23 protein-coding genes are annotated in these 23,212 nt (G+C 65.3%); 14 read left to right on the forward strand and 9 right to left on the reverse strand.

Annotated features, from left to right (window positions below; genetic code table 11):
* The first annotated feature begins 8 nt into the window (after positions 1-8).
* Positions 9-356 (forward strand): hypothetical protein, encoded by a 348-nt coding sequence (locus tag O0881_RS00240; RefSeq protein WP_289909511.1) that lies wholly within the window; start codon positions 9-11, stop codon positions 354-356.
* 121 nt (positions 357-477) lie between these two features.
* Here the strand turns inward: O0881_RS00240 and O0881_RS00245 are convergent, their stop codons facing one another.
* Positions 478-1,011: an ankyrin repeat domain-containing protein gene (locus tag O0881_RS00245; protein ID WP_289909514.1), complete on the reverse strand. Its 534-nt coding sequence runs from the start codon at positions 1,009-1,011 to the stop codon at positions 478-480.
* A gap of 234 nt (positions 1,012-1,245) precedes the next feature.
* Here O0881_RS00245 and O0881_RS00250 point away from each other — a divergent pair, with 234 nt between their 5' ends.
* A complete protein-coding gene (locus O0881_RS00250; protein WP_215409092.1) occupies positions 1,246-1,614 on the forward strand; it encodes a cupin domain-containing protein in 369 nt (122 codons plus the stop codon).
* Positions 1,615-1,644: 30 nt separating this feature from the next.
* Here the strand turns inward: O0881_RS00250 and O0881_RS00255 are convergent, their stop codons facing one another.
* Positions 1,645-2,844 (reverse strand): YbfB/YjiJ family MFS transporter, encoded by a 1,200-nt coding sequence (locus O0881_RS00255; RefSeq protein ID WP_289909515.1) that lies wholly within the window; start codon positions 2,842-2,844, stop codon positions 1,645-1,647.
* Positions 2,845-3,155: 311 nt separating this feature from the next.
* On the opposite strand from O0881_RS00255, the gene O0881_RS00260 reads away from it, so the two are divergent.
* From O0881_RS00260 to O0881_RS00275, 4 genes are all read left to right on the forward strand, one after another.
* Complete coding sequence (locus tag O0881_RS00260; protein ID WP_077403418.1) at positions 3,156-3,830, forward strand: CsgG/HfaB family protein; 675 nt, start codon at positions 3,156-3,158, stop codon at positions 3,828-3,830.
* 8 nt (positions 3,831-3,838) lie between these two features.
* Entirely contained in the window at positions 3,839-4,207 is a 369-nt protein-coding gene (locus O0881_RS00265; protein WP_231958215.1) for a DUF4810 domain-containing protein, read from the forward strand.
* A gap of 47 nt (positions 4,208-4,254) precedes the next feature.
* Entirely contained in the window at positions 4,255-4,866 is a 612-nt protein-coding gene (locus tag O0881_RS00270; RefSeq protein WP_225242261.1) for a DUF799 domain-containing protein, read from the forward strand.
* A gap of 74 nt (positions 4,867-4,940) precedes the next feature.
* Positions 4,941-5,633 carry a hypothetical protein gene (locus O0881_RS00275; RefSeq protein ID WP_289909517.1) on the forward strand — a complete coding sequence of 231 codons (693 nt, stop codon included), beginning with the start codon at positions 4,941-4,943 and terminating at the stop codon, positions 5,631-5,633.
* Between the two features lie 22 nt (positions 5,634-5,655).
* Here the strand turns inward: O0881_RS00275 and O0881_RS00280 are convergent, their stop codons facing one another.
* Positions 5,656-6,504 carry a siderophore-interacting protein gene (locus O0881_RS00280; protein WP_289909520.1) on the reverse strand — a complete coding sequence of 283 codons (849 nt, stop codon included), beginning with the start codon at positions 6,502-6,504 and terminating at the stop codon, positions 5,656-5,658.
* 92 nt (positions 6,505-6,596) lie between these two features.
* On the opposite strand from O0881_RS00280, the gene O0881_RS00285 reads away from it, so the two are divergent.
* On the forward strand, positions 6,597-7,175 hold the full coding sequence (locus tag O0881_RS00285; RefSeq protein WP_289909521.1) for a TetR/AcrR family transcriptional regulator: 579 nt from the start codon (positions 6,597-6,599) through the stop codon (positions 7,173-7,175).
* A gap of 51 nt (positions 7,176-7,226) precedes the next feature.
* Here the strand turns inward: O0881_RS00285 and O0881_RS00290 are convergent, their stop codons facing one another.
* Together O0881_RS00290 and O0881_RS00295 are read right to left on the reverse strand one after the other, a co-directional pair.
* The gene (locus O0881_RS00290; protein WP_289909523.1) at positions 7,227-8,327 is read right to left on the reverse strand and encodes a tryptophan 7-halogenase; all 1,101 of its coding nucleotides are present in this window, start codon (positions 8,325-8,327) and stop codon (positions 7,227-7,229) included.
* On the reverse strand, positions 8,324-10,189 hold the full coding sequence (locus tag O0881_RS00295) for a LodA/GoxA family CTQ-dependent oxidase (RefSeq protein ID WP_289909525.1): 1,866 nt from the start codon (positions 10,187-10,189) through the stop codon (positions 8,324-8,326). Before O0881_RS00295 ends, O0881_RS00290 begins: the two co-directional genes overlap by 4 nt.
* Before the next feature lie 249 nt (positions 10,190-10,438).
* Between O0881_RS00295 and O0881_RS00300 the strand changes: the two genes are divergently transcribed.
* The 3 genes from O0881_RS00300 to O0881_RS00310 all read left to right on the forward strand — a co-directional run bounded on the left by O0881_RS00300 (position 10,439) and on the right by O0881_RS00310 (position 12,662).
* On the forward strand, positions 10,439-10,615 hold the full coding sequence (locus O0881_RS00300) for a hypothetical protein (RefSeq protein ID WP_289909526.1): 177 nt from the start codon (positions 10,439-10,441) through the stop codon (positions 10,613-10,615).
* Between the two features lie 77 nt (positions 10,616-10,692).
* Complete coding sequence (locus tag O0881_RS00305; RefSeq protein ID WP_289909527.1) at positions 10,693-11,358, forward strand: response regulator transcription factor; 666 nt, start codon at positions 10,693-10,695, stop codon at positions 11,356-11,358.
* A complete protein-coding gene (locus O0881_RS00310) occupies positions 11,352-12,662 on the forward strand; it encodes an ATP-binding protein (protein ID WP_289909528.1) in 1,311 nt (436 codons plus the stop codon). Before O0881_RS00305 ends, O0881_RS00310 begins: the two co-directional genes overlap by 7 nt.
* Before the next feature lie 59 nt (positions 12,663-12,721).
* Here the strand turns inward: O0881_RS00310 and O0881_RS00315 are convergent, their stop codons facing one another.
* Positions 12,722-13,360, reverse strand: a complete 639-nt coding sequence (locus O0881_RS00315; protein WP_099664303.1) for an NAD(P)H-dependent oxidoreductase — start codon at positions 13,358-13,360, stop codon at positions 12,722-12,724.
* Positions 13,361-13,481: 121 nt separating this feature from the next.
* Positions 13,482-14,480, reverse strand: a complete 999-nt coding sequence (locus tag O0881_RS00320) for an aldo/keto reductase (protein WP_289909529.1) — start codon at positions 14,478-14,480, stop codon at positions 13,482-13,484.
* A gap of 115 nt (positions 14,481-14,595) precedes the next feature.
* Here O0881_RS00320 and O0881_RS00325 point away from each other — a divergent pair, with 115 nt between their 5' ends.
* Positions 14,596-15,483 carry a LysR family transcriptional regulator gene (locus tag O0881_RS00325; protein ID WP_289909532.1) on the forward strand — a complete coding sequence of 296 codons (888 nt, stop codon included), beginning with the start codon at positions 14,596-14,598 and terminating at the stop codon, positions 15,481-15,483.
* On the opposite strand, the gene O0881_RS00330 is transcribed toward O0881_RS00325, so the two are convergent.
* Both O0881_RS00330 and O0881_RS00335 read right to left on the reverse strand, forming a co-directional pair.
* Complete coding sequence (locus O0881_RS00330) at positions 15,484-16,569, reverse strand: ATP-binding protein (RefSeq protein WP_099664300.1); 1,086 nt, start codon at positions 16,567-16,569, stop codon at positions 15,484-15,486.
* Complete coding sequence (locus O0881_RS00335) at positions 16,569-17,318, reverse strand: response regulator (protein WP_289909535.1); 750 nt, start codon at positions 17,316-17,318, stop codon at positions 16,569-16,571. The genes O0881_RS00330 and O0881_RS00335 overlap by 1 nt, the downstream gene beginning before the upstream one ends.
* A 163-nt stretch (positions 17,319-17,481) precedes the next feature.
* On the opposite strand from O0881_RS00335, the gene O0881_RS00340 reads away from it, so the two are divergent.
* Genes O0881_RS00340 through O0881_RS00350 form a run of 3 tightly spaced genes read left to right on the forward strand, consistent with a single transcriptional unit; the run spans position 17,482 to position 23,177 of the window.
* Positions 17,482-18,609, forward strand: coding sequence for an efflux RND transporter periplasmic adaptor subunit (locus O0881_RS00340; protein WP_289909537.1), 1,128 nt, complete (start codon positions 17,482-17,484; stop codon positions 18,607-18,609).
* A gap of 33 nt (positions 18,610-18,642) precedes the next feature.
* Positions 18,643-21,789: an efflux RND transporter permease subunit gene (locus O0881_RS00345; protein ID WP_289909538.1), complete on the forward strand. Its 3,147-nt coding sequence runs from the start codon at positions 18,643-18,645 to the stop codon at positions 21,787-21,789.
* Entirely contained in the window at positions 21,789-23,177 is a 1,389-nt protein-coding gene (locus O0881_RS00350; protein WP_289909539.1) for an efflux transporter outer membrane subunit, read from the forward strand. Before O0881_RS00345 ends, O0881_RS00350 begins: the two co-directional genes overlap by 1 nt.
* Positions 23,178-23,212: the final 35 nt, after the last annotated feature.

Consider the following 23,212-nt stretch of genomic DNA (forward strand, 5'->3'; position numbering starts at 1 on the left):
GGACAAAAATGGAATCGAAAGATATTGAAATATCTAAAGAGGTTGGAAAATATTTATATAATATCGCTCCGGAGGATGCAAAAATAATTTTGATGATTGCAGTCCTTTCCCCTGAAGGTGATGTTGGGCGATTTGAGTTTTATTCAAATAACGGAGTCGCCGAAAGCAATTTTTCCATCAGTGATTTGGAGACTCAGAAACTTCTTGATTTAGTTGGTGAACATCAGCAATTCATGGTCAGAAATAATCAGCCTGCATGGACACGTTGCGAATTTACGGTAAATGTTGATGCCGGTAAATTCTCTATGGAGTTGGGTTATGAGGCGGATTTATTTAAAGAAGGTTCGTTGCGATAATCGATAGGTGACTTTTCATCGGTATGGTGAGGTTTCGTCGAAATGACGAAGCCTCATTCCGTCCGTGAAATTGTTACTGATCCTGAGTGCCGCAACACCGGGGCACCTCAAGCCGCCGTACTCAGGCTGTCTGCCCCAAGCTGGCCAGGCGGCCCAGGGTTTCCTGCGCATTCATGCTCTTGGCCAGTGAAACGGCAGTCATGCCGCGGCTGTCCACGGCATCGATGCGGGCGCCGTGTTGCAGCAGCAGGTCGAGGATGGCCAGGCGGTTGAACATGGCGGCCATCATCAAGGGGGTCTTGCCGTCCGGGCTGGCGCCTTCCACATTGGCGCCGTGCCGGAGCAGCAGTTCGGCGATGTCCAGGTAACCCTTGTAGGCCACGCCGGCCAGCGGCGTCTGGCCCTGGTCGTTGGGGACGTTGGCGTCGGCGCCCGCTTCGAGCAGCAGGCGTGACGTTTCCAGGTGGCCATGGTAGCTGGCCAGCATGATCAGGCTGTCGCCTTTTTCATTGCGAAAGTTTACTGGTACGCCCTGGACAAGCATGGCACCCAGTTGCTGCGTATCGCCTTCGCGCATCAGGGCGAACAGGCCCTGGATGAATTCCAGCGTTTCCGCATCCATCGTTGCCGGGATTTTTCGTGCATCGGTGTTCATCGTTTTCTTTCCGCGAAGGTGGGCTATGCCTGCAGTGTAAATGGATGTTGAAGCATTGGCCCGGAAGTTTCAATTGTACGATCCGGCTCCGCATTTGAGGTAAGTGCGGCAGGTGCTTTGCTTGTAAATTTCCATTATTAAACTATATTGGAAAATGATGTGGTTTTTATATTGTGTCAGTTACTCCAATTCGGAAATTTAATACTTCCAGAAATTTCAAAGGAGGGACGGGTCATGAGTGCGATGTTAGAAAAGAAATCCTTGGATAAGCCGGACGAAGTCCGCCCATTCAAGGACGGAGCCGGCCGGATGGCTGTCTTTACGCTTGGCGAACAGACCATGGGACGCGGCGAATTTGAGCCTGGCTGGCGTTGGAGTCTGCACGTAAAACCGATTGCAGGAACCGATTCGTGCCAGGCAGCTCATACCGGCATGGTCCTTGAGGGACGGATGGTGGTAAGGATGAATGATGGCGCCGAAATGGAATATGGCCCGGGTGACGTCTTCTATATGCCACCAGGGCACGACGCCTGGGTGGTTGGAAACCAGCGTTGTGTACTGTTCGATGTAACAGGCGTCGCAAAGTATGCCAAACCGCAATAAGCGGGGCCAATGCATGTGCGAGACAGTCGCTTACGCGCCCGCCGCCAGCGCCTTTTGCCGCGCGGCCAGCGCCGCGCCGATGAAGAGGGCGATGGCCGAGGCGATCAAGCCCCGCTCCAGGCCGGCCGGGCCGTCGGCGATCCAGCCGACGACGATGGGGCCGACGATCTGGCCCAGCGCGAACACCGTCGTGTAGGCGCTGATGCCGGCCGTCCAGGATTGCTGCGGCAGGTTATGCCGCACCAGGGCCGTGGTCGACGCCACGACCGACAGGAACACGGCGCCGAAGACGAGTCCGGAGAGGAACACGACGGGGACAAAGCTCGTCAGCGCGGGCAGGATGGTCACCGCGCCCAGCACGCCATTCAATATCGCCAGCGATTCGCCGCCCTTGTAGCGGTCCAGCATGCGCGCCCAGATGCGCGACGACGCCACCACCGCCAGGCCCAATACCGTGTAGAACACCGTGATCAAGGTGGGCGGCATGCCTTGCTGCTTGAGCAGGGCGATGACGAAGGTCATGTAGCCGATGTAGCCGACGCCGAACATGAAGTAGCCGGCCAGGCTGGGCAAAAAGTCGCGCCAGGCGAAGCGCCGCGGCGTGTCGACGGCGCGCGGCGCTTCGCCGATGGCTTTCGCCGGCACGGCCATGACGGCGGTGGCGAGCAGGCAGGCGATGCCCAGTGCCAGCCACGGCCATTGCCAGGCATGCGCGGCGCCGTGCTGCTGGGCGGACGCCAATGCGGCCGGCACCAGCAGGGCCGACAGCGCGATGCCGAATCCCGTGCCGCCGTAATACAGGCCGATGTAGAAGCCGGCGCGCTGGCTGTGCATGGAGCCGAGCCGCGCCGCCAGCACGCCGCCGGCGATGAAAATGAAGGCGCTGGCCACGCCCGCGCACACGCGCTGCAGGAACAGGGTGGCCGTATCGCTGACGAGGCCCGACATCAGCATGAAGATGCTGGCCAGCACGGAACCGACGATCAGCAAGCGCCACACGCCCAGGCGGCGCATCAGGGCCGGCGTGGCCAGGGCGCCGAGAAAATAACCGAGCGCATTGAAGGTGTTCATGGCCCCTGCCAGCAGGTAGGACCAGCCCAGGTCGGCGCGCATGGGCGGCAGCAGCAAGCCATAGGAAAAGCGCGACAGGCCCAGGGCGACGGCCGCGCCCAGCGAGAGCGCCAGCGCCGTGGCCAGCGGATGGGCCGGGGAATGATCGTGTATCGGCATGGCCAGGAGACCCGTCCAGGTGGAAAACGTGGAGTTGGCGCCGGATTGGGGCGGGCCGGCGGGCGAAGTCCGTGAAGGACAGTGGCACAGGGCGCTGACGGCGCGCTTTTTTACTACTAAGTTAATGAATCGGCCCGGGGAAGTCAAGCAGGGCCGCGCCTGAGTAGCGCCGGCAATCATGCAATCCTTGCCATCGTTACTTTTGGAGAGAATTGTGAGACATGCAATACCATATAATTGCCATTAGGAAATTAACTTGCCAAAAATCAATTTCGCAGGTTGCTCCTGATCCTCCATATCATAAGGGCACTATGAACAAGAATAAACCCGGCGCGTTGTTGATTGCAGCGCTGATTGGCGCGGCGTTGGCTGGTTGCGCTTCCGAATCCTCGCAAGCTTTGGCTGTCCCCACGGTTGCCAGCGCAGCCCGTCCCTACGTTGGTCCACGCACCCTGATCGCTGTCGGCAAATTCGACAACCGCTCGAACTTCATGCGCGGCATCTTTTCCGATGGCGTCGACCGCCTGGGCAGCCAGTCGAAAACGATCCTGATCGCGCACCTGCAAACGTCCAATCGTTTCAATGTGCTCGACCGCGACAACATGGCGGAACTCAAGCAGGAAGCCGAGTTCAAGAAGCAGGGCCAGAATATCAAGGGCGCGGATTTCGTCGTCACGGGCGACGTGACCGAATTCGGCCGCAAGGAAGTTGGCGACAAGCAATTGTTCGGCATCATGGGCCGCGGCAAGACGCAAGTGGCATATGCCAAGGTCACCTTGAACGTCGTCAACATCGCTACGTCGGAAGTCGTGTTTTCGGCCGCCGGCGCCGGTGAATACAGCCTGTCGAACCGCGAAGTGCTGGGTTTTGGCGGCACAGCCAGCTATGACGCGACCCTCAACGGCAAGGTGCTGGACCTGGCCATGCGCGAAGCGGTCGAGCGCCTGGTGGCTGGTGTCGAAGCGGGCGCAATGCGCAAACAATAAGGTATCCCATGAAAACAATGATGAACAAGGGCGCAGCCCTGCTGGCGCTGCTCGCCTGTGCCGCCCTGACCGGTTGCGCCACGCAATCGAAGACCCTGTACCAATGGGAAGGCTACCAGCCGCAAGTGTACGAATACCTGAAGGGTGAAAGCCCGGAACAGCAGATCGCCGCCATGGAAAAAGACTTGCAAGTGATCGGCGCGAAGGGCAACCACGCGCCGCCGGGTTTCCATGCCCACCTGGGCATGCTGTACTCGATCGCTGGCAAACCGGAGCAAGTCGAAGCGCAGTTCGAAGACGAGAAAAAACTGTTCCCGGAATCGACGCCGTACATGGACTTCCTGTTGGGTAAAATGAAAAAAGGCGAGAAATTATGATGTCGCGCATGTTGAAAATGGCCTTGTGCCTGGGTCCCGCCATCTTCATGGTCGGTTGCGCCACCAAGCAGGCGGCCTACGATTACACCGCCTTCAAGGCAGCCAAGCCCCGTTCCATCGTGGTCTTGCCGCCGTTGAACAACTCGCCGGAAGTCAATGCCGGCAACAGCGTCTACGCGCAAGTGACGTATCCGCTGGCCGAAGCGGGATACTATGTGCTGCCGGTGGCCGTGGTCGGTGAAACCTTCAAGCAGAACGGCTTGACGAACGCCGCCGATATCCACGGCGTCGATGCGAAAAAGCTCAACGAGATCTTTGGCGCCGATGCGGGCCTGTACGTGACGATTTCCAAGTACGGCACGACCTATGCCGTGATCGACAGCGTGACGGTGGTGTCGGTCGATGCCAAGCTGGTCGACCTGAAGACGGGCGCCTTGCTGTGGCAGGGCGCGGCCAGCGCGTCGAGCAACGAAGGCAATAACAGCGGTGGCGGCGGCCTGGTCGGCATGCTGGTGACGGCGGCCGTCAAGCAGATCATCAATACCAGCACCGATGCCAGCCATCCGCTCGCCGGCACGGCAAACGCGCGCATGCTGTCGGCCGGCGTGCCGAATGGCTTGCTGTACGGTCCCCGTTCGGAACGCTACCTGGCGCAGTAATCGCTCGCGAGTAGCGTGCTCACGCCCTGCATCAGCCAGGGCAGGGGCAGTGATAACCGGCGCCGGAGGAAATCGTGGACTCGTCCTCCGGCGCTGTCTTTCCTGAGTTCGTGCAGATTCCAGGCAGGGAGCAAGCGATGGGCATTCAATTCAACGTCCGTTACAACGTGGAAACAGACGATTTGCTAGGCAACTCCGTGCTGGTCTTCCTGAAGCTGCAGAACCCGCAGGGCCATTACCGCAGCCATGCCTGGCAGGTGTTGACGGGGTCGGCCGGCGCCACCGAATCGTTCCACTACGAGGACAGGATCTCGACCGACGTGAACAGTTTCGGCATCACCGGGAACAAGATCGTCTCGGGCCGCCAGGTCATCGCGCCGGGCCAGCTGCTGTCGGCCGTGAGCCCGCATGGCTTGTCGCCGCTGCTGCAGCCGGCCGCCGCCTCGCTGGCGCAATCGAAGCTGACGCCGGCACAATGCGGCGTCATGAACGAGACCAGCCCATTCATCCCATTCAGCTGCAACTGGTACGTGAACGACCGGCCGGTTGCGACCATGCCCGATGTCGATGCCAACATGACGGTCGGTTTCGAATACCTGCCCAGCCTCTATTTTGTGGTGGCCATGCGGCCGGCGGCGGGCCAGACCTACAGCCTGGAGAGTTTCCAGGACATGACGCAATATGCGATGCCGGTCTCGGCTACCGAAGTGGACGTTACCTTGCACCGCAGCCGGGACGCGTGGCGCTTCGACTTCGCCGCCCGCTAGCGCGCGCCGCGACCGGCGCTGCTCACACTTCGACGGCCAGGTCGTCGAAGTCGGCCAGGGTGCCGCCATTGGCGATCAGCTGCTCGAAGCTTTGCCGGCGGCGCAGATCGATGTCCGTGTTGCTGACTCCCCGTTTCCAGTAGCCCGCCACCAGCACCTGTTCCTTGGACAGGCCTGCGTCGACGCGAAAATGCTGGCGGATGGCGCGCATTTCATCGCGCTCGCCGGCGCCCCAGATCGCGTAATCGTGCGGATCTTGCAAGGCCCTGGCCTGGGCCGCCAGCGGCCCGTCCGGCGCCACGTGGGCCGCGCCAAGGCGTTGCAACGCCAGGCCCGGCACGGTGGGCAGCTCGGCAAAGGCGGCCGCATCATCCGTCACCACCCAGCCGATGCCGCTCGCGCCGGCGGGCCACTGCTGCAGCATGGCATACAGTGCAGGTAAGCCCGTTTCGTCGAGGAAGAGGGCGATTTTCTTTTCGGCGCCGGCAGGAACGACGAACTGCGGGCGCGGCCCCGTCAGGCGGAAGACCTCGCCCACGCGCAGGCTGTTACCCCAGTGCATCATCGGACTCGCGTGTGCATGCCGCACGATATCGAAGGTAAACGCGCCTGCCTGCGCGTCAAAGCTGCGCACGGTGTAGATGCGCGACGCGCCGCCATACGCTGGCCCGTCGAGATGGATGCGGAAGGCCACGTTGGGCAGCGCCCATTGGGGATCGTCGCCGGAACGGTCCAGGCGGGCCGTGACGCGCAGCACGCTGGGAACGGGGTGCGCGATGGCGCTGACGGCGGCCGTGACTTCATGCAGGCTGCGGTCATGCTCGGCATTGCGCAGCTGGCCGCCGGATTGCTGTTCTACGGGTGTTGCCATGGTAAGTACTCCTTGGTATTGGGTAATTAGTTTCACCATGCTAAACTAATTAACTGAAACCGACAACGCAGCTGCCGCCACGGACCATAACGATGACTATTGCAAGCACTTCGCCCCGCCCCGGGCGTCCCCCCAGCATCACGCGCGAACGCATCGCCGACGCCGGCATGGCACTGGGCCTGCCCGCCATGACGTTTACCGGTGTCGCCACCTTGCTCGGGGTCAGCCATGTGGCGCTGTACAAGCATGTGGAGAACCTGGCGGCGCTCAAGCTGCTGGTGGCCGAGGAAATTTTTGTTCGATGGACACTGCCGGCGACGGGCAACGACGACCTGGAGGGCTACCTGCTGCGTTTCAGCGCCTCGTTGCGCGCGCTGGTCAAGTCGCATCCGGGGCTGGCGCCGTACTTGCTGCGCAGAAAAGCGACGACGCCGGCCATGCTGGCCCGGATCGACGCCCACCAGGCGCAAGTGGCGGACAGCTACCGGCTGCCCAGGGAGCGCGCCCGCTGGCTGCTGTCGACCGTGGCCTTCCACTGCGTGGCCCTGGCCGACACCGTGTATGCGCCGGCCGGCGACGCCTGGGAAGCAGAGGACGATGCGCTCATCGAGGCCGAGTTCGACCTGGGCATGCGCGCGCTGGTGATCGGGGCGCTGGCCATGCAGCCATAGCGGCAGCGCGTGGCAGTACGGCGGCGCGGCGATTCTTTGCGGGCCAGCGGGTTAGCGGGCCGCGAGTGGCCGGCGCCGGCTCCAGAATGGCGCCGATGGCCAGCGCGTTTCCTGGCCGTAACAGTATGCCAGGTGGCGTCCGTATGCCGCGCCGATGGCCGCCAGTTCCGCATTGTATTGCTGGCAAGCCGTGGTGTCGCCCTGCAGCGTGCGGTCGGCCGCTTCGGCGGCGGCCAGGCCCGTGTAGAGGGCGTTGAAGATGCCTTGCGACGACAGCGGGTCGAAGCTCAGGGCCGCGTCGCCGGCGGCGAACCAGCCCGGTCCTGCGGCGGCGTCCAGGGCGGCCGTATGGGCGGGCGTGGCCAGGGCCGGTGTGTCGGCCCCGTAGCCTTGCTGCTCCAGCAATTCCCGCGTGGCCGGCAAGCGCCGCGCCGCCGCTTCCAGCCAGCCGGCATCGCGCAGGGAGGTGTTGCCGAGCAAGTCCGCATCCGTATGCAGGGCCAGCACGCGGCGCTGGCCGGGCAGGGGCGCGCTGTACCACCAGCCGTATTCGCACGCCTCGATGTGGGCAAAGCCTCGCGCGGAGGGCGTGCGCTCATGCCCGTATTGCCATATCGATACCAGCCGGTCGCTGTGCCGGCGCTGCGCGCCCGCTTTGCGGGCCAGCCGGGCGCTGCGTCCCGTGGCGTCGATGACGATGCGCGCCGCCGCGTCGCACGGGCCGTGCCGCGTTTCCAGCCGTACTCTCCAGCCGCCATCGTCCGGCGCGATGTCCGCGACCCTGGCCGAGGCCAGCAGGGCGGCGCCGCGTTGGCGCGCTTCGTCGCGTAGCCACAGGTCGAAGGTGCCGCGCTCCAGGTGCCAGCCGTGGCCATCGGGGTCGCTGAGGAAGTGGTGTTCCGCCCAGGCGCCGTTCCACCACGCGCGGTTGCCGTGGTAGGGCGCATGGCCCTGGCGCAGGAAGGCGTCGAGCAAGCCCATGTCCTGCAGCAGGCGCGCGGCGGCCGGCGGCAGCGATTCGCCGATGCGCGCCAGCGGCGCGGCCAGCCGGTCGACCAGCAAGACCCGGTGCCGGCCCGCCAGGTTCAGGGCGGCCGTGGCGCCGGCCGGACCGGCGCCGACGACGAGCACGTCGGCCTGCAGCACCGTCACAAGCGGTGCCGCTGCAGATGGCGCGCTTTTTCCGTGCCTTCCAGTTCGACGTCGACAAACTCGTCCGGTATGGGCGCCGCGGCGCGCAATGGATGCTTGCCGGCGATCGCTTGCGGCAGGTTTTCCACCTGCAGGAAAGCGGGGAAGCCGCTCACGTCCGTGGGGCCGGGGCGCACCTCGACCACGCCCACTTGCGCCAGGTCGGCAATCATGTTGTTGATTTGCTCTTCATAGCTGATGTTGCCCAGCGGACGTATCCACGCGGCGCGCCAGGCGAAGGCGGCCAGGCGGTCGTCGGTGGGGGCTTCCCGGTTCATCACCGTGTCGTAGGCGAGCTTGCTCATCACCTGGTTCGGCACGCGCGCGGGCCAGAAGGTCGGGACGTAGGGATCGTAGTCGGATTGGTAGCCGGAGCGGCAGCTGGCCGTGTCCGTTTGCCAAGGCACGGCCATCCAGCGCGTCACGCCGCCGGCGATCTGCGCCGAGCAGGGGCTGCTGATATTGTCCGGCGTCAACACGGCACCGTAATCCGGCTCCACCCAGCCGGGCGGCCGGTGCGCCAGGCGGAACGGCGCGCTGTACATGCTGGCCTGGCGCATGGGCCAGGTCATTTCGCAGCCGGGGTGGAAGGCGTCGGCCAGGCAGAATTCCATGGCCGCGCGCAGCAGGGTGTCCGGTTGCTGCGCCACTTCCACGTCGGCCAGGCTTTGCGGCGGCGTCTTGCCGGGCGCATAGTCGTCCGTGAACTTGCCGTCGGCCCATTGTTTGAGGAAGCGCAACTGCAAATTGCTCAGCGCGCAGTTCTGGCGCGGCGTGTCTGCCGGCGGGATGGCCATCGCATCGCCATACAGCCATGGCCACGGCGACGGCGCCCAGGCGTCGCGCTCGAACTGGCGGAACTGGTTATAGATGACGTTGCGCCACTCCTTGCGGTTTTCGGACGGGCTGGCCAGGCGCGCCATCCATTCGTCGCGGCTGAACGGCGTGCTGCCATCCCAGCCGAAGGCGGCCGCGAAGCCGGCGTTGACCCATTGCAGGTTGGACAGGCGCTCGAAAATGGGACGGATATCGTCCTGGAACGAGGGAACGGCAGGCGCGGTAATTTTGTCTTCGGAAACAAACAAGTCGCGCATCAAGTCCCACATGGTGCGCACCGACTTTTGCTGCGGCGCGTAGTCGGGCGGCGCGACGACCACCCAGGCCATGTCGACGGGCAAGGCATGGCCCTGGTAGTGCACCGTGGCGCAGACGGGGCCGTCGGCCGTGTCGTCATGCCAGCCTTCGTTGTTGGCGAAGGTGATGGCGCGCGCGCCATTCCACGAGGCGGACTTGCCATGGCCGCCCAGCACGATCAGCCGTCCCATGGCGTCCGTGCGCAACTCGCCCAGGTAGACGGGCGTGCCCATGAAGCGGCCGCTGTCGAAGGCGACGGCCGGCTGTTCGCTGCCGCCGATCTTGCGCTCGCCCGGCGTGATGGACAGTTGCGCGCGGTCGGTGACGGCCATGTTGCGCAGGAACGAGGGCTGGGTGACATTCGCCTCGGGAATATCGAGCGCGATCTGGAACTGGTACCACGCCGCCTTGGTGTTGGCCAGCGTGACGGACCATTCGATGTCGGCATTGCTGGCGTTCAACTCGGCCACGGCCACGCCGGCGGCGTTCAAGCCGTAGATGCGAAAGCCCGCCGCCTGGCGCTTGATGGCCCCGGACGCATCGCGGTAATAGCCGGCCGGTCGCGGCGCCGGTTCCGGCACCTCCGGTCCCATAAAGTATTCGCTGGGGCTGTTGCCCACGCGGGCAATGCCGATGGGCGGATAAATCGCCGCCTTGACGATGACGGTATCTTGGGTGGAACTGGACATGGCATGCCTTTCCAGATGCGTGGAGGGAAGGAAAATATACCGCATAAAAAACGCGCCAAATGCGCACATAGTCACGGTATCGCGAATTCAAGCCATGCCTGGCATGGGCGGACACGCGGGCAATTCAGTTGCTGCGGAGATTGACTTGTTGCCGGCATGTAGCTATCTTGGACTGGCATTGCCTGTTTATCAATATATAAAATAATGTATTGATCCGATATTTTTCTATGCAACCTTTGAAGGAATGATATGAAAATCAAGGCTGTTTTCTGTGTTGGCGCGGTATCCCTGCTGGCCGTTCTGCCCGTATCGCAAGCGGCCCAGCCCGGCGAGGCGCTCGCTGCGGTAGCACCGCTTGCGACAGGCGTGGCGCTGTATCCGCAAGAAGGCAATATCCCGCCGTTCCGCGGGTCCGGGTCCAAGTAAGGCCACCGCGGCAGCCCCTGCGGCGCGGCGCCAGTCAAGGTAAGATGGTGGCTTTTTCAAGACTTTGAGAGGCCCGCGTGCGCGTGTTGCTGGTGGAAGACGATCCGATGATCGGGGAAAGCCTGGTCGAGGGCTTGCGCGGCGAGTGCTATGCCGTGGACTGGGTGCGCGATGGCCACGATGCGGAGCTGGCGCTGGCCGGCTTCGCCTACGATTTGATGCTGCTGGACCTGGGCTTGCCCGGCAAGGAGGGCATGGACGTGCTGCGCGCCATGCGCGCGCGGGGCGCCGAGTTGCCCGTGCTGATCATCACGGCGCGCGACGGCACGCCGGCCCGCGTGGAAGGACTCGACAGCGGCGCCGACGATTACCTGGTCAAGCCGTTCGACCTCGACGAGCTGCTGGCGCGCATCCGCGCGCTGCTGCGCCGCCGCGTCAGCCGTTCGCGCTCCGTCATCGAGCATGGCGCGCTGATCCTCGACCTGGCCAGCCACGACGTCACGTTCGAGGGCGAGCTGATCAAGCTGCCGCCGCGCGAGTTTTCCGTGCTGCGCGCCTTGCTCGACCATCCGGGCAAGGTGGTGTCGAAGCGCCAGCTGAGCGAAAAGCTGTACGGCTGGGATAGCGAAGTGGAAAGCAATACCGTCGACGTGTACGTGTACCAGCTGCGCAAGAAGCTCGGTGCGGATTGCATCCAGACCGTGCGCGGCGTGGGTTACAAGATGCGGGTAGCATCTTGCTGACCATCCGCCGCCAATTGCTGCTCGGTTTGCTGGCCGCCACCCTGCTGTGCGTGCTGGGCGCCGGCATTTCCCTGTTCCGTTCGCTGCTGGAAGAAACCAATGAGCTGGCCGACTTGCAGCTGCGCCAGCTGGCCGTGGCCTTGCCCGACGAGTTCGAGCCGCAGGAGGGACTGGCCGCCGCGCAAGAGCCGGAAGAAGCGTTCGTGCTGCAGGCGTGGGACGAGGATGGCCAGCCCTTGCCCGTCCTGCAGGAGCAGCCGGCACTGCCGCGCTATGCGCTGGCCGGTTTCGCCGATGTCGAGCTGCACGGCGAGGACTGGCGCCTGTACGGCGAAACGCGGCGCGGCCGCTACGTGCAGGTGGCGCAGGCGCAGGCCGTGCGCGACCAGCTGGCCTGGCGGATGACGATGCGGGCCGGCGCGCCCCTGCTGGTGTTCGCGCTGATCCTGGCGCTGCTGATCGTCGCCGTCGTGGGACGCGCGCTGGCGCCCCTGCACCGGCTGGCCGAGTCCGTGGCGGGCCGTTCGCCGGACGCGCTGACGCCGCTGGCGGCCGACGACATGCCGCCCGAACTGCGGCCCGTGGCGCTGGCGCTCAACAGCCTGATGGGGCAGTTCGAGGCGGCGCTGACGGCGCAGCGCACCTTTGTCGCCGATGCCGCGCATGAATTGCGTTCGCCGCTGACGGCATTGAAACTGCAGCTGCAGGTGGCCGAACGGGCCGGCAGCGAGGAAGAACGGCGCGTGGCGCTGGCGCGGCTGCACGAACGGCTGGACCGCAGCACGCACCTGGTGCGCCAGTTGCTGAGCCTGGCGCGCCATGAAACGGCGCTCACGGCCAGCCAGCTGCACATGGTGGACCTGGGACAATTGCTGGAAGCGGCCGTGGGCGACCACAGCGCGCTGGCCGACAGCCGCGCGATCGACCTGGGCGTGGTGGAAGCGCCGCCCGCCAGGGTGCTGGTGCAGGCCGATCCCGACGGCTTGCAAGTGTTGCTGAACAACTTGATCGACAATGCCTTGCGCTACACGCAGCAGGGCGGCCGGGTCGACTTGCAGGCAGCCGTGGAAGAGGGCAGGCCCTTGCTGCGCGTGTCCGACAACGGCCCCGGGGTGCCGCGCCAGCACCATGCGCGCCTGTTCGACCGCTTCTTCCGTCCCGACGGCAACGACGCCTGGGGCTGCGGCCTGGGCCTGTCCATCGTGCGCCACATCGCCGAGCACCACCAGGCCGATATCGCGCTGGCCGACGGCGAGGCCGGGCGGGGATTGCAGGTGACGGTGCGTTTTCCGCAGGCGGCCTGAACGGACAAAAAAAACGGATGCCGGTCAGGGCATCCGCTTTTCAGTCACTGGCGTAGCGCTTACGCCAGCTCGGTGATGAATTGCTCGCGAGCAGGGCGCACTTTTTTCAAGTCCACCAGCCAGTCGCCTTCGTCGGCGCGGTAGCCGAGCGGCAGCATGACGACGGAACGCAAGCCTTTTTCGCGCAGGTTCAGGATCTCATCGACCTTGGCCGGATCAAAACCTTCCATCGGCGTCGAATCGACTTGTTCCTGCGCCGCGGCGATCAGGGCCGTGCCCACGCCGATGTAGGCCTGGCGTGCCGCGTGCTGGTAGTTGGTTTCCGCATCGCGCTGCGGATACGTGGCCAGGATTTGCTGGCGGTACGCTTCCCAGCCCTCATTCTTGAAGCCGCGCACCTCGTTGACCAGGTCGAAACGCGCGTTGATGCGTTCCACCGTGTAATTGTCCCAGGCCGCAAACACCAGCAGATGCGAGGAATCCGTCACTTGGCCCTGGTTCCACGCGTGCGGCTTGATCTGCTCGCGCAGGGCCGGATTCGTCACGACGAAGACTTCATAAGGATGCAGTCCGCTGGAGCTGGCCGTCAGGCGCACGGCTTCCAGGATGCGCTCGACCTTGTCTTGCGGCACCGTTTTCGTCGGGTCCATTTTCTTGGTGGCATAGCGCCATTGCAGTGTTTCGAGCAGTGCGGACATGTAAATCCCTTTCATAATGAATAGTTCAGATTGGAAATGATAGCGGATTCAGGCATTTCAAGTGCGGCGGGCAAAAAGAAGCGGTATTCGTACTCAAATTAGCGTACTCGAGTACGCTTGTCTACAGGCCAAGCATGGCAAGCTCATGTTGCGGGTAGCGCGCGCCTTGCACGCTGGCGGGCGCGATGGCGGCGCCGATGGCGGCCAGCTCGCTGTCGCTCAGGGTGATACGCGCGGCGGCCACGTTTTCTTCCAGGTGCGCCAGGCTGCGGGCACCGGGTATCGGCACGAGGTCGTCGCCTTGCGCCAGCAGCCAGGCCAGGGCCAGCTGGGCCGCCGTGACGCCGCGCGCCGCCGCCAGGCGCTGCAATTCTGCCACCAGGTGCGCGTTGGCCGCCATCGCCTGCGGCTGGAAGCGGGGCAGGCTGTGGCGATAATCGTCGGGCGCCAGCATCGCGCTGGACGTGAGCTGGCCGGTCAGGAAACCCCGGCCCAGCGGGCTGTAGGGCACGAAGCCGATGCCGAGGGCGCGGCAGGCTGGCAGCACCTCCGCTTCCACGTCGCGGCTCCACAGCGAATACTCGGACTGCACGGCCGCAATCGGGTGCACGGCGTGGGCGCGGCGCAGGGTGGCGGCCGACACTTCCGACAGCCCCAGGTGGCGCACCTTGCCCGCGCGCACCAGGCCGGCCATGGCGCCGACGACGTCCTCGATGGGCACGGCGGGGTCCACGCGGTGCTGGTACAGCAAGTCGATGCACTCGATGCCCAGCCGGGACAGCGACGCTTCCACCGCCTGGCGAATATGCTCGGGGCGGCTGTCGACGCCCGCCATGCGTGCCACGCCTTTTCCTTCAGGCAAGATCTTGAAGCCGAACTTGGTGGCGATGTGGACCTTGCCGCGCAGCTCCTTCACGGCGCGGCCTACCAAGTCCTCGTTGGCGTAGGGGCCATAGACTTCCGCCGTATCGATCAGGGTCACGCCCAGTTCCACGGCGCGGTGCAGCACGCGCAGCGAGGCGGCTTCGTCCGCGCCGCCGTAGGCAAAGCTCATGCCCATGCAGCCCAGGCCGATGGGGGCGACGCGCAAGCCGGAGTTGCCCAGTGTTCTGTGTTCCATTTTTCACTCCTCTTCAAAAAAAGATGCGAGGAGTATGGATGAAGCAACAGCATGCGATAAGATACCTAATATTGCATGCATTACTGAATATCGCTCATGAATTGTTTCCCGAATAATGGCTGATCTCAATGAATTGACGGCCTTTGCCGCTGTCGCCCGCCTGCGCAGCTTTCGCAAGGCGGCCCTCGAACGGGGCGTCTCCGCGTCCGCCCTCAGCCATGCGCTGCGGACGCTGGAAGAGCGCCTGGGCGTGCGCCTGCTGAACCGCACCACGCGCAGCGTCACGCCGACCGAGGCGGGGCAGCTGCTGCTGGCGCGCCTGGCGCCGGCCATGCGCGAAATCGACGATGCCTTGCTGGACCTGAGCGCCTTGCAGGATGTGCCCGCAGGCAAATTGCGCCTGAACGTGCCCCGTCCGGCCGCCCGGCTGCTGCTCGCGCCCATGCTGGCCAGTTTTGTCGCCCGCTATCCGCGCGTGCAGGTGGAAGTGGTGACGGATGACGGCATGATCGATATCGTGCGCGACGGTTTTGACGCGGGCATCCGCTTTGGCGAGCAGGTGGCGGCCGACATGATCGCCGTGCCCGTGGGCGCGCCGCAACCGTTCGTCGTGGTGGCGTCGCCCGCCTACCTGGCGGTGCATGGGGCGCCAGGCACGCCGCGCGACTTGCTGGACCATGCCTGCATCGGCCGGCGTTTTCCCAGCGGGCGCCAGTATGCGTGGGAGTTCGAGCTGGAAGGGGAAGCCGTCAGCATCGCCGTCGGCGGCCCGCTGGTGTTCGACGACGATGAATTGATGCTGCGCGCGGCCCGCGATGGCGCGGGACTGGCGTATGTGTACGAGGCCGATGCGCGCGCCGATCTCGCGGCGGGGCGCCTGGTGTGCGTGCTGGAGCGCTGCCTGCCGCCGCCGCCCAAGTATTTCCTGTACTACCCGGGCCGGCGCCAGATGCCGCCCGTGCTGCGCGCCTTTGTCGACATGCTGCGCGCGCCGCCCGTGTAGTCAGCCGGCGGGCGGCGGGGCGCCATGCTCGACCGGCCACTTGATGGTGAACAGGCTGCCGCCCGCCTTGCCACGCGTGCAGACGGCGCTGCCGCCATGCGCGCGCGCGATGGCTTCCACCACGGCCAGGCCCAGGCCGCTGCCCGCGTTCAGGTCGACCCTGGCGCTGTCGCCGCGGCGGAACGCTTCGAACACGTGCGGCGCCAGGTCGTCGGCAATGCCGGGACCCGCATCTTCGACGCTCAGGTAGTACTGGCCGGCCTGCACGCGGGTGCGCACGCGCAGCAAGCCCGGATGCGCGTAGCGGCGCGCGTTGTCGAGCAGGGCCAGCACGATTTGCCGGATGCGCGCCGCGTCGCAGCAGACGGGATGGTCGGACAGGTGCAGTTGCAGCGTAAAACCGGCCGCTTCCATCTCCTGCGCCAGCAGGCGGCGCACTTCCCCGATTTCCAGGGTCAGGTCCGTCCACGCCATGCGCAGCTGCATGTGGCCGCTGTCGGCCAGGCTCAGGGTGCGCAAGTCTTCGATCAGGCGGCCCAGGTCCTCGACTTGCGCCAGCAGGCTGGAAAACGGCACTTCCTCGGGCTTGAAGACGCCGTCGACGACGCCTTGCAAGGTGCCGCGCAGGATGGTCACGGGCGTGCGCAATTCGTGCGCGATGGCCGCATTCCACGTCTCGCTTTCCTTGGCCGCCCGCTGCAGGCGCTCGGCCATGCTGTTGAAGTCATCGACCAGCATGGCCGTTTCGCCCAGGCTGCGGTCGCCCGCGAAGGCGCGCGCGGACAGGTCGCCATGCGCCACGCGGCGCACGCTGTCCATCACGGAATTGATCGGCTTGAGAATGCGCGAAGCGAGCTTGATGGCGAAAAACGCGGCCAGGCCCAGGCCGAAGATGGTGATGGCGAAGATCCACAGCCATTCGGCCGTCGTCGGCGACCAGTCGTCCGGCTCGGACAGCATGCCGGGGTCGATCTTGAAGGCGATGGCGAAGAAGGTCCAGGAACCGATCCAGATGATCAGGATGCCGCTGACCATCAGCACGGACATCGACAGCACGATCTGCCGGTTCAAGCCCGTGAAGCGCATCAGAGGTCGCTTTCCAGGCGGTAGCCCACGCCGCGCAGGCTGGCCGGCATGTTCATCACCCCAGCTTCTTCCAGCTTCTTGCGCAGCTTGCTGACGTGGCTATCCACCGTGCGTTCCAGCGAATTGCTCTCGGGCATGCATGATTCCAGCAATTCCAGGCGGCTGCAGACGCGGCGCGGCGTGCGCGCCAGGTGGGCCAGCAGGCGGAATTCCGTCAACGTCAGGCTCAGGGGCACGGGCGCGCCGTCGCGCAGCACGCTGGCCACATACGTTTCCTGGTCGATGTCGATGGGACCGCAGCGCAGGCGCTGGCCGCCCACCGGGTGGTGGCGCACGCGCGAGCGGCGCAGCACGGCCGCCACGCGCGCCACCACTTCGGCCGGATTGAAGGGCTTGATGATGTAGTCGTCGGCGCCCACGCGCAGGGCGGCCAGTTTGTCCGCATCCTGGTCGCGCGCCGTCAGCATGATGACGGGCGTCTCGCCGCGCCGCCGCACTTCCGCCAGCACGCCCCAGCCATCGACCCTGGGCATTTGCACGTCGAGCAGCAGCAGGTCCGGCGCCAGCGCCAGGTGCTGCTGCAGCGCTTCCTGGCCGTCGTGCGCGAAGGCCGTGCGGTAGCCGTCGCGCTCCAGGTAACCGGCGAGGATGCGGGCGATTTGCGGTTCATCTTCGGCGATCAGGACGAGGGCGGAAGGGGGAGTGGTGGCAAGAAACGAGGGCTGGCTGGCGCTGTGATGATAGTTCATGCAAATAGTCTAGCATTCTTCGCGCTCTCCATCGAATCTCCACATTTCTTTGACGGAACATCCATGTTGGCCTTCTATGCTCTTGTTATCTGTCGACCGGACCGCCGGTTGGGATCAGTCATAGAGAAAAGTCATGCCAGTAAAGTACCTCACCAGGAAAAACATGTTGATCGCCGCGGCACTGCTCAGCCTTGCCGCCTGTTCCAAACCCGCGCCGGAAGAAGGCGCGGCGCCGCCCGCCGCCGTGACGGTACTCAAGCTGCAAGCGGCGCCCGTCGTCCTCAGCGATGAATTGCCGGGCAGGGTGGCCGCCTTCCGCACGGCCGACATCCGCCCGCAAGTGGGCGGCATCGTGCTGCGCCGCCAGTTCGAGCAGGGCGCCGAAGTGAAGGCGGGACAGAAGTTGTTCCAGCTCAATCCGGCACCGTTCCAGGCGGACGTCGATTCGGCCGCCGCCGCCCTGCAGCATGCGGTGGCCACGGCGAACCGCGCCAGCAGCCAGGCCGACAGGTTGAAACCGCTGGTGGAAGCGGACGCCATCAGCCGCCAGGCGTATGACGACGCCGTGGCCCAGCGCGAGCAAGCCGTGGCCACCGTGGCGCAGGCGCGCGCCGCCCTGGCGCGCCGCCGCCTGGACCTGGCCTTTGCCAGCATCGAGGCGCCCATTGCCGGGCGCATCGGCTCCGAACTGGTGACGGAAGGCGCGCTGGTGGGCCTGGCCGATGCCACGCCGATGGCGCGCATCCAGCAGATCGACAAGGTGTATGTGGACGTGCGCCAGCCGGCCGCCGCGCTGGCCGCGCTGCAAGCCTCGGGCACGGGCGGCGCGGACAAGCTGCCCGTGACCATCCTGGGCGCCGATGGCCAGCCGCATCCCGTCACGGGGCGCATCCTGTTCTCGGGCATCAGCGTCGATGCGGGCACGGGCGACGCCGTCATCCGCGTGCTGGTCGACAATCCGCAGCGCCAGTTGCTGCCGGGCATGTTCGTGCGCGCCCGCATCGCCCGCGCCGTGCAGGCGAATGGTGTGCTGTTGCCGCAGCAAGCCGTTCTGCACAGCAGCGGCGGCCAGGCGCAGGCCTGGGTGCTCGATGGCACGAACAAAGCCAGCCTGAAAACGATCGCCGTGGGCGACGTGATCGAGCACCAGTACGTCGTCAACGGCGGCTTGAAGGCTGGCGAAACCGTCGTCATCGAAGGCCAGGAGCGCCTGCAGCCGGGCGCCACGGCCGCGCCGCAACCGTGGAAGCCAGCCGTCGTGGCAGCGGCGGCTGCCGCCAGGGCGCGTTGATGCACCATATGAATACAATGAAAGCCTAATGACATGCCTCAATTTTTCATCAACCGCCCCGTCTTCGCGTGGGTGGTGGCGGTCTTCATCGTCCTGTTCGGACTGATCGCCATACCGCAATTGCCGATTGCGCGCTTCCCCTCGGTGGCGCCGCCCAGCGTCAGCATCAGCGCCAATTATCCCGGCGCCACGCCGCAAACCATGAACGATTCCGTGGTGGGCTTGATCGAACGCGAACTGTCGGGCGTCAAGCACCTGCTGTATTTCGAGTCGTCCACCGATACGTCGGGCTCGGCCTCGATCACCGTCACCTTCCAGCCCGGCACGAATCCGGAAATGGCGCAGGTGGACGTGCAAAACCGCCTGAAAGCCATCGAGCCGCGCCTGCCGCAAGCCGTGCGGCAAAACGGCTTGACGGTGGAATCGGCGTCGTCCGGCTTTTTGATGATCGTCAGTTTGATCTCGGACAATGGCCAGCACGACGAAGTGGCGCTGGGTGACTATCTGGCGCGCAACGTGACGGAAGAACTGCGCCGCATTCCCGGCGTGGGCAAGGTGCAGCTGTTCGGTTCCGAGCGCGCCATGCGCATCTGGGTCGATCCGGCCAAGCTGGTGTCGTACAACATCGCCATGGGCGAGCTGACGGCCGCCATCGCGCAGCAAAATGCGCAGATCGCGCCGGGCCGCCTGGGCGACTCGCCCGCCGTGCACGGCCAGCGCGTGACCATCCCGCTGACGGTGCAGGGCCAGCTGCAAACGCCGGCGGAATTTGCCGCCATCGTGCTGCGCGCGAATCCCGACGGCTCGAAAGTGACCATCGGCGACGTGGCGAAAGTGTCGCTGGGCGCGCAAAGCTTCAATTTCAGCATCCGCGAAAACGGGCAAGCCGCGTCGGGCGCCGCCATCATGCTGTCGCCCGGCGCCAACGCCGTGCAGACGGCGGCCGCCGTGCGCGCACGCATGGCCGAACTGGCGCACACCATGCCGGCCGGGATCAAGTATTCGGTGCCCTTCGATACGGCGCCGTTCGTGAAGATCTCGATCGAGAAGGTCATCGTCACCCTGCTGGAAGCGATGGTGCTGGTGTTCCTCGTCATGTACCTGTTCCTGCAAAAGATACGCTACACCTTGATTCCCGCCATCGTCGCGCCGATCGCCCTGATGGGGACGTTTACGGTGATGCTGCTGGCCGGCTATTCCGTCAACGTGCTGACTATGTTCGGCATGGTGCTGGCCATCGGCATCATCGTCGATGACGCCATCGTCGTGGTGGAAGCGGTGGAGCGCCTGATGGCGACCGAGGGCCTGTCGCCGAAGGAAGCGACCTCCAAAGCCATGCGTGAAATCACGGGTGCGGTAGTGGGCATTACCCTGGTGCTGACGGCCGTGTTCATCCCGATGGCGCTGGCCAGCGGCTCCGTGGGCGCCATCTACCGCCAGTTCACGCTGGCCATGGCCGTGTCGATCCTGTTCTCGGCGTTTTTGGCGCTCACCCTGACGCCGGCCCTGTGCGCCACGATGTTGAAACCCATCGGCCCGCATGACCATGACAAGAAGGGATTCTTCCTGTGGTTCGACCGCCAGTTTGAGCGCATGACGGCCCGCTATGAAAAGGGGGTGGTGGCGATGCTCAAACGCGCGGGGCGCTCGATGGTGCTGTACGGCGCCATCGTCGCGGCGCTGGGCGTGGCCTTCATGCAGCTGCCGTCGGCCTTCCTGCCGGAAGAAGACCAGGGCTATTTCATTACCTCGATCCAGCTGCCGTCCGACGCCACCATGGAGCGCACGCTCGATGTCGTCAAGCTGTACGAACAGCACGTGGCCACGCGGCCCGGTATTGAGGTAAATCAATCGATCCTCGGCTTCAGTTTTTCCGGCGCGGGGCCGAATGCGGGCCTGGCGTTCACCATGCTGAAGGACTGGAAACAGCGCAACGGCGCCACGGCGCAGGAAGAAGTGGCGCTGGCGCAGGCCGCCATGTCGCAGGCGAAGGAGGGCGTGATCATGAGCCTGATGCCGCCCGCTATCGATGAACTGGGCAACTCGTCCGGCTTTTCCCTGCGCCTGCAAGACCGCGCCAACCAGGGCATCGCTGCCTTGCAGGCGGCGCAAAACCAGCTGCTGGGCCTGGCCGCACAAAGCGCCAAGGTGGCGGGCGTGTATCCGGACGGCTTGCCGCCCGGCGCCAGCGTGCGCCTCGACATCGACCGCACCAAGGCGGAAGCGCTGGGCGTGTCGTTTACGGCCATCGCCGATATGCTGACGGCGGCCATGGGGTCGACCTATGTCAACGATTTCCCGAATGCGGGCCGCATGCAGCAAGTGATCATCCAGGCCGATGCGCCGTCGCGCATGCAGCTGAACGACGTGCTGGCCTTGCGCATTCGCAATAACGCGGGCGGCATGGTGGCCCTGGGCGAACTGGTGCGCCCAGTGTGGAGCGAGTCGCCGCTGCAGCTGGTGCGCTACCAGGGTTATCCGGCCGCGCGCATTTCGGGCAGCGCGGCGCCCGGCGTGTCCAGCGGCGACGCCATGCTGGAAATGGAGCGCCTCGTGAAGCAATTGCCGCCCGGTTTCGCGCTGGCGTGGACGGGGCAATCGCTGCAAGAGAAGGAATCGGCCTCGCAAGCGCCCATGCTGATGGCGCTGTCGATGCTGGTGGTCTTCCTCGTGCTGGCGGCCCTGTATGAAAGCTGGTCGATTCCCGTCTCCGTCATGCTGGTGGTGCCGCTGGGCTTGCTGGGCGCCGTGCTGGCCGTGATGTTGCGCGGCATGCCGAACGACGTGTTCTTCAAGGTCGGCATGATCACCATCATCGGCCTGTCCGCGAAGAACGCCATCCTGATCGTCGAATATGCGCGCCAGCTGCAGGCGCAGGGCAAGGGATTGGTCGAGGCGACGGTGGAAGCGGCCAGGTTGCGCTTGCGCCCAATCCTGATGACGTCGCTGGCGTTCGCGCTGGGCGTGGTGCCGCTGATGCTGGCCACGGGCGCCAGCGCCGAGACGCAGCATGCGATCGGCACGGGCGTGTTCGGCGGCATGATCACCGCCACCGTGCTTGCCGTGTTTTTCGTGCCCGTGTTCTTTGTCGTGGTGCTGGGCGCCGTCGACAAGATGGACACGTACTTCAACAAACGCAGTAATCGCATCGCCGTCAAGGCGGTGGAAGGAGAGTTGTAATGCGTTTGATTTTTATCACGCCGCTGGCCGCGCTGGCCTTGTCGGCCTGTTCATTGACGCCGCTGCTGGTCAAGCCGGCGCCGCCGATTCCCGCCGCGTATGCCGAGGCCGCCGCGCCAGGCACGGCCGACACGGCGGCCAACCTGGGCTGGCGCCAGATGCTGCTGGACGCGCGCCTGCAGCGCCTGGTCGACATCGCGCTGGAAAACAACCGCGACTTGCGCGTGGCATCCCTCAACGTGGAAGCCGTGCGGGCCCAGTACCAGATCCAGGATGCGGGCCGCTATCCGGCGATTGGTCTCAACGGCGGCGGCACGCGCCAGCGCGCTGCCGATGCCACGGGACAAAATCCCACGGTGCAAAACCAGTTCACGGCCGGCATCGCCATGAGCGCGTTCGAAATCGACCTGTTCGGCCGCTTGCGCTCGCTGTCGGAGGCCGCCTTTGCGCGCTACCTGGCCACGCAGCAGGGCCAGCGGGCCGCCCACATGGCCCTGATCGGTGCCGTGGCCGACGCCTACCTGGAACAGCGGCTGGCCGAGGAACAGCTGGCGCTGGCCCGGCAAACCCTGCTCGATTGGCGCCAGGCGCTGGTCCTGACGCAGCGCCTGCACGGCGCGCAGCAGGGCAGCGGTCTTGATGTAGCGCAAGCGGAAGGACAGGCCGCCACGGCGGAAGCGGACGTGCAGGCGCGGGAACGTGCCAGCGCCTTGGCGCGCAACAACCTGGAATTGCTGCTGGGCGCGCCGTTGCCCGCCGACTTGCCGGCGGGCCGGGCGCTCGATGGCCAGCCCGTGCTGACGCAGCTGCCGCCCGGCCTGCCGTCGGACTTGCTGGCGCGCCGTCCCGACATCCTGCAGGCGGAATACGCGCTGGTGGCGGCGAATGCGGAAATCGGCGCCGCCCGCGCCGCCTTCTTCCCGCGCCTGTCGCTGACGGCGCAGCTGGGACTGGCCAGCCCGGAACTGGGCGACCTGTTCCGCGGCGGCGCGCGCAGCTGGTCGTTCGCGCCGCAAGTGACGCAACCGCTGTTCCAGGGCGGCCAGCTGCGCGCGGAATTGCAGCTGTCGCGCCTGCGCAAGGACGTGGCCGTGCTGCAATACGAGCAAGCGATCCAGTCGGCGTTTCGCGACGTGCGCGACGGCCTGGCGGGCAGCGCCACGTATGCGCAGCAGATCGCCGCGCAGGAACGCGTGGTGACGGCGGCGCAGCAGCGCCAGCGCCTGTCGCAGCTGCGCTACGACGCGGGCCAGGACAGCCGGCTGGAATTGCTCGACGCGCAGCGCCAGTCGTATGCGGCGCAGCAAGCCTTGCTCGACGCGCGGCGCGACCAGTTCAAGTCGGCCGTGGCACTGTACAAGGCGCTGGGGGGCGGGCTGGAAGAGTAGCCCGCCTTTGCGGGGTGGCGGCCAGCCGGGCGTGG

This window comes from Janthinobacterium sp. SUN100 (genome assembly GCF_030397705.1).
Taxonomy (GTDB): Bacteria; Pseudomonadota; Gammaproteobacteria; order Burkholderiales; family Burkholderiaceae_D; genus Janthinobacterium; species Janthinobacterium kumbetense.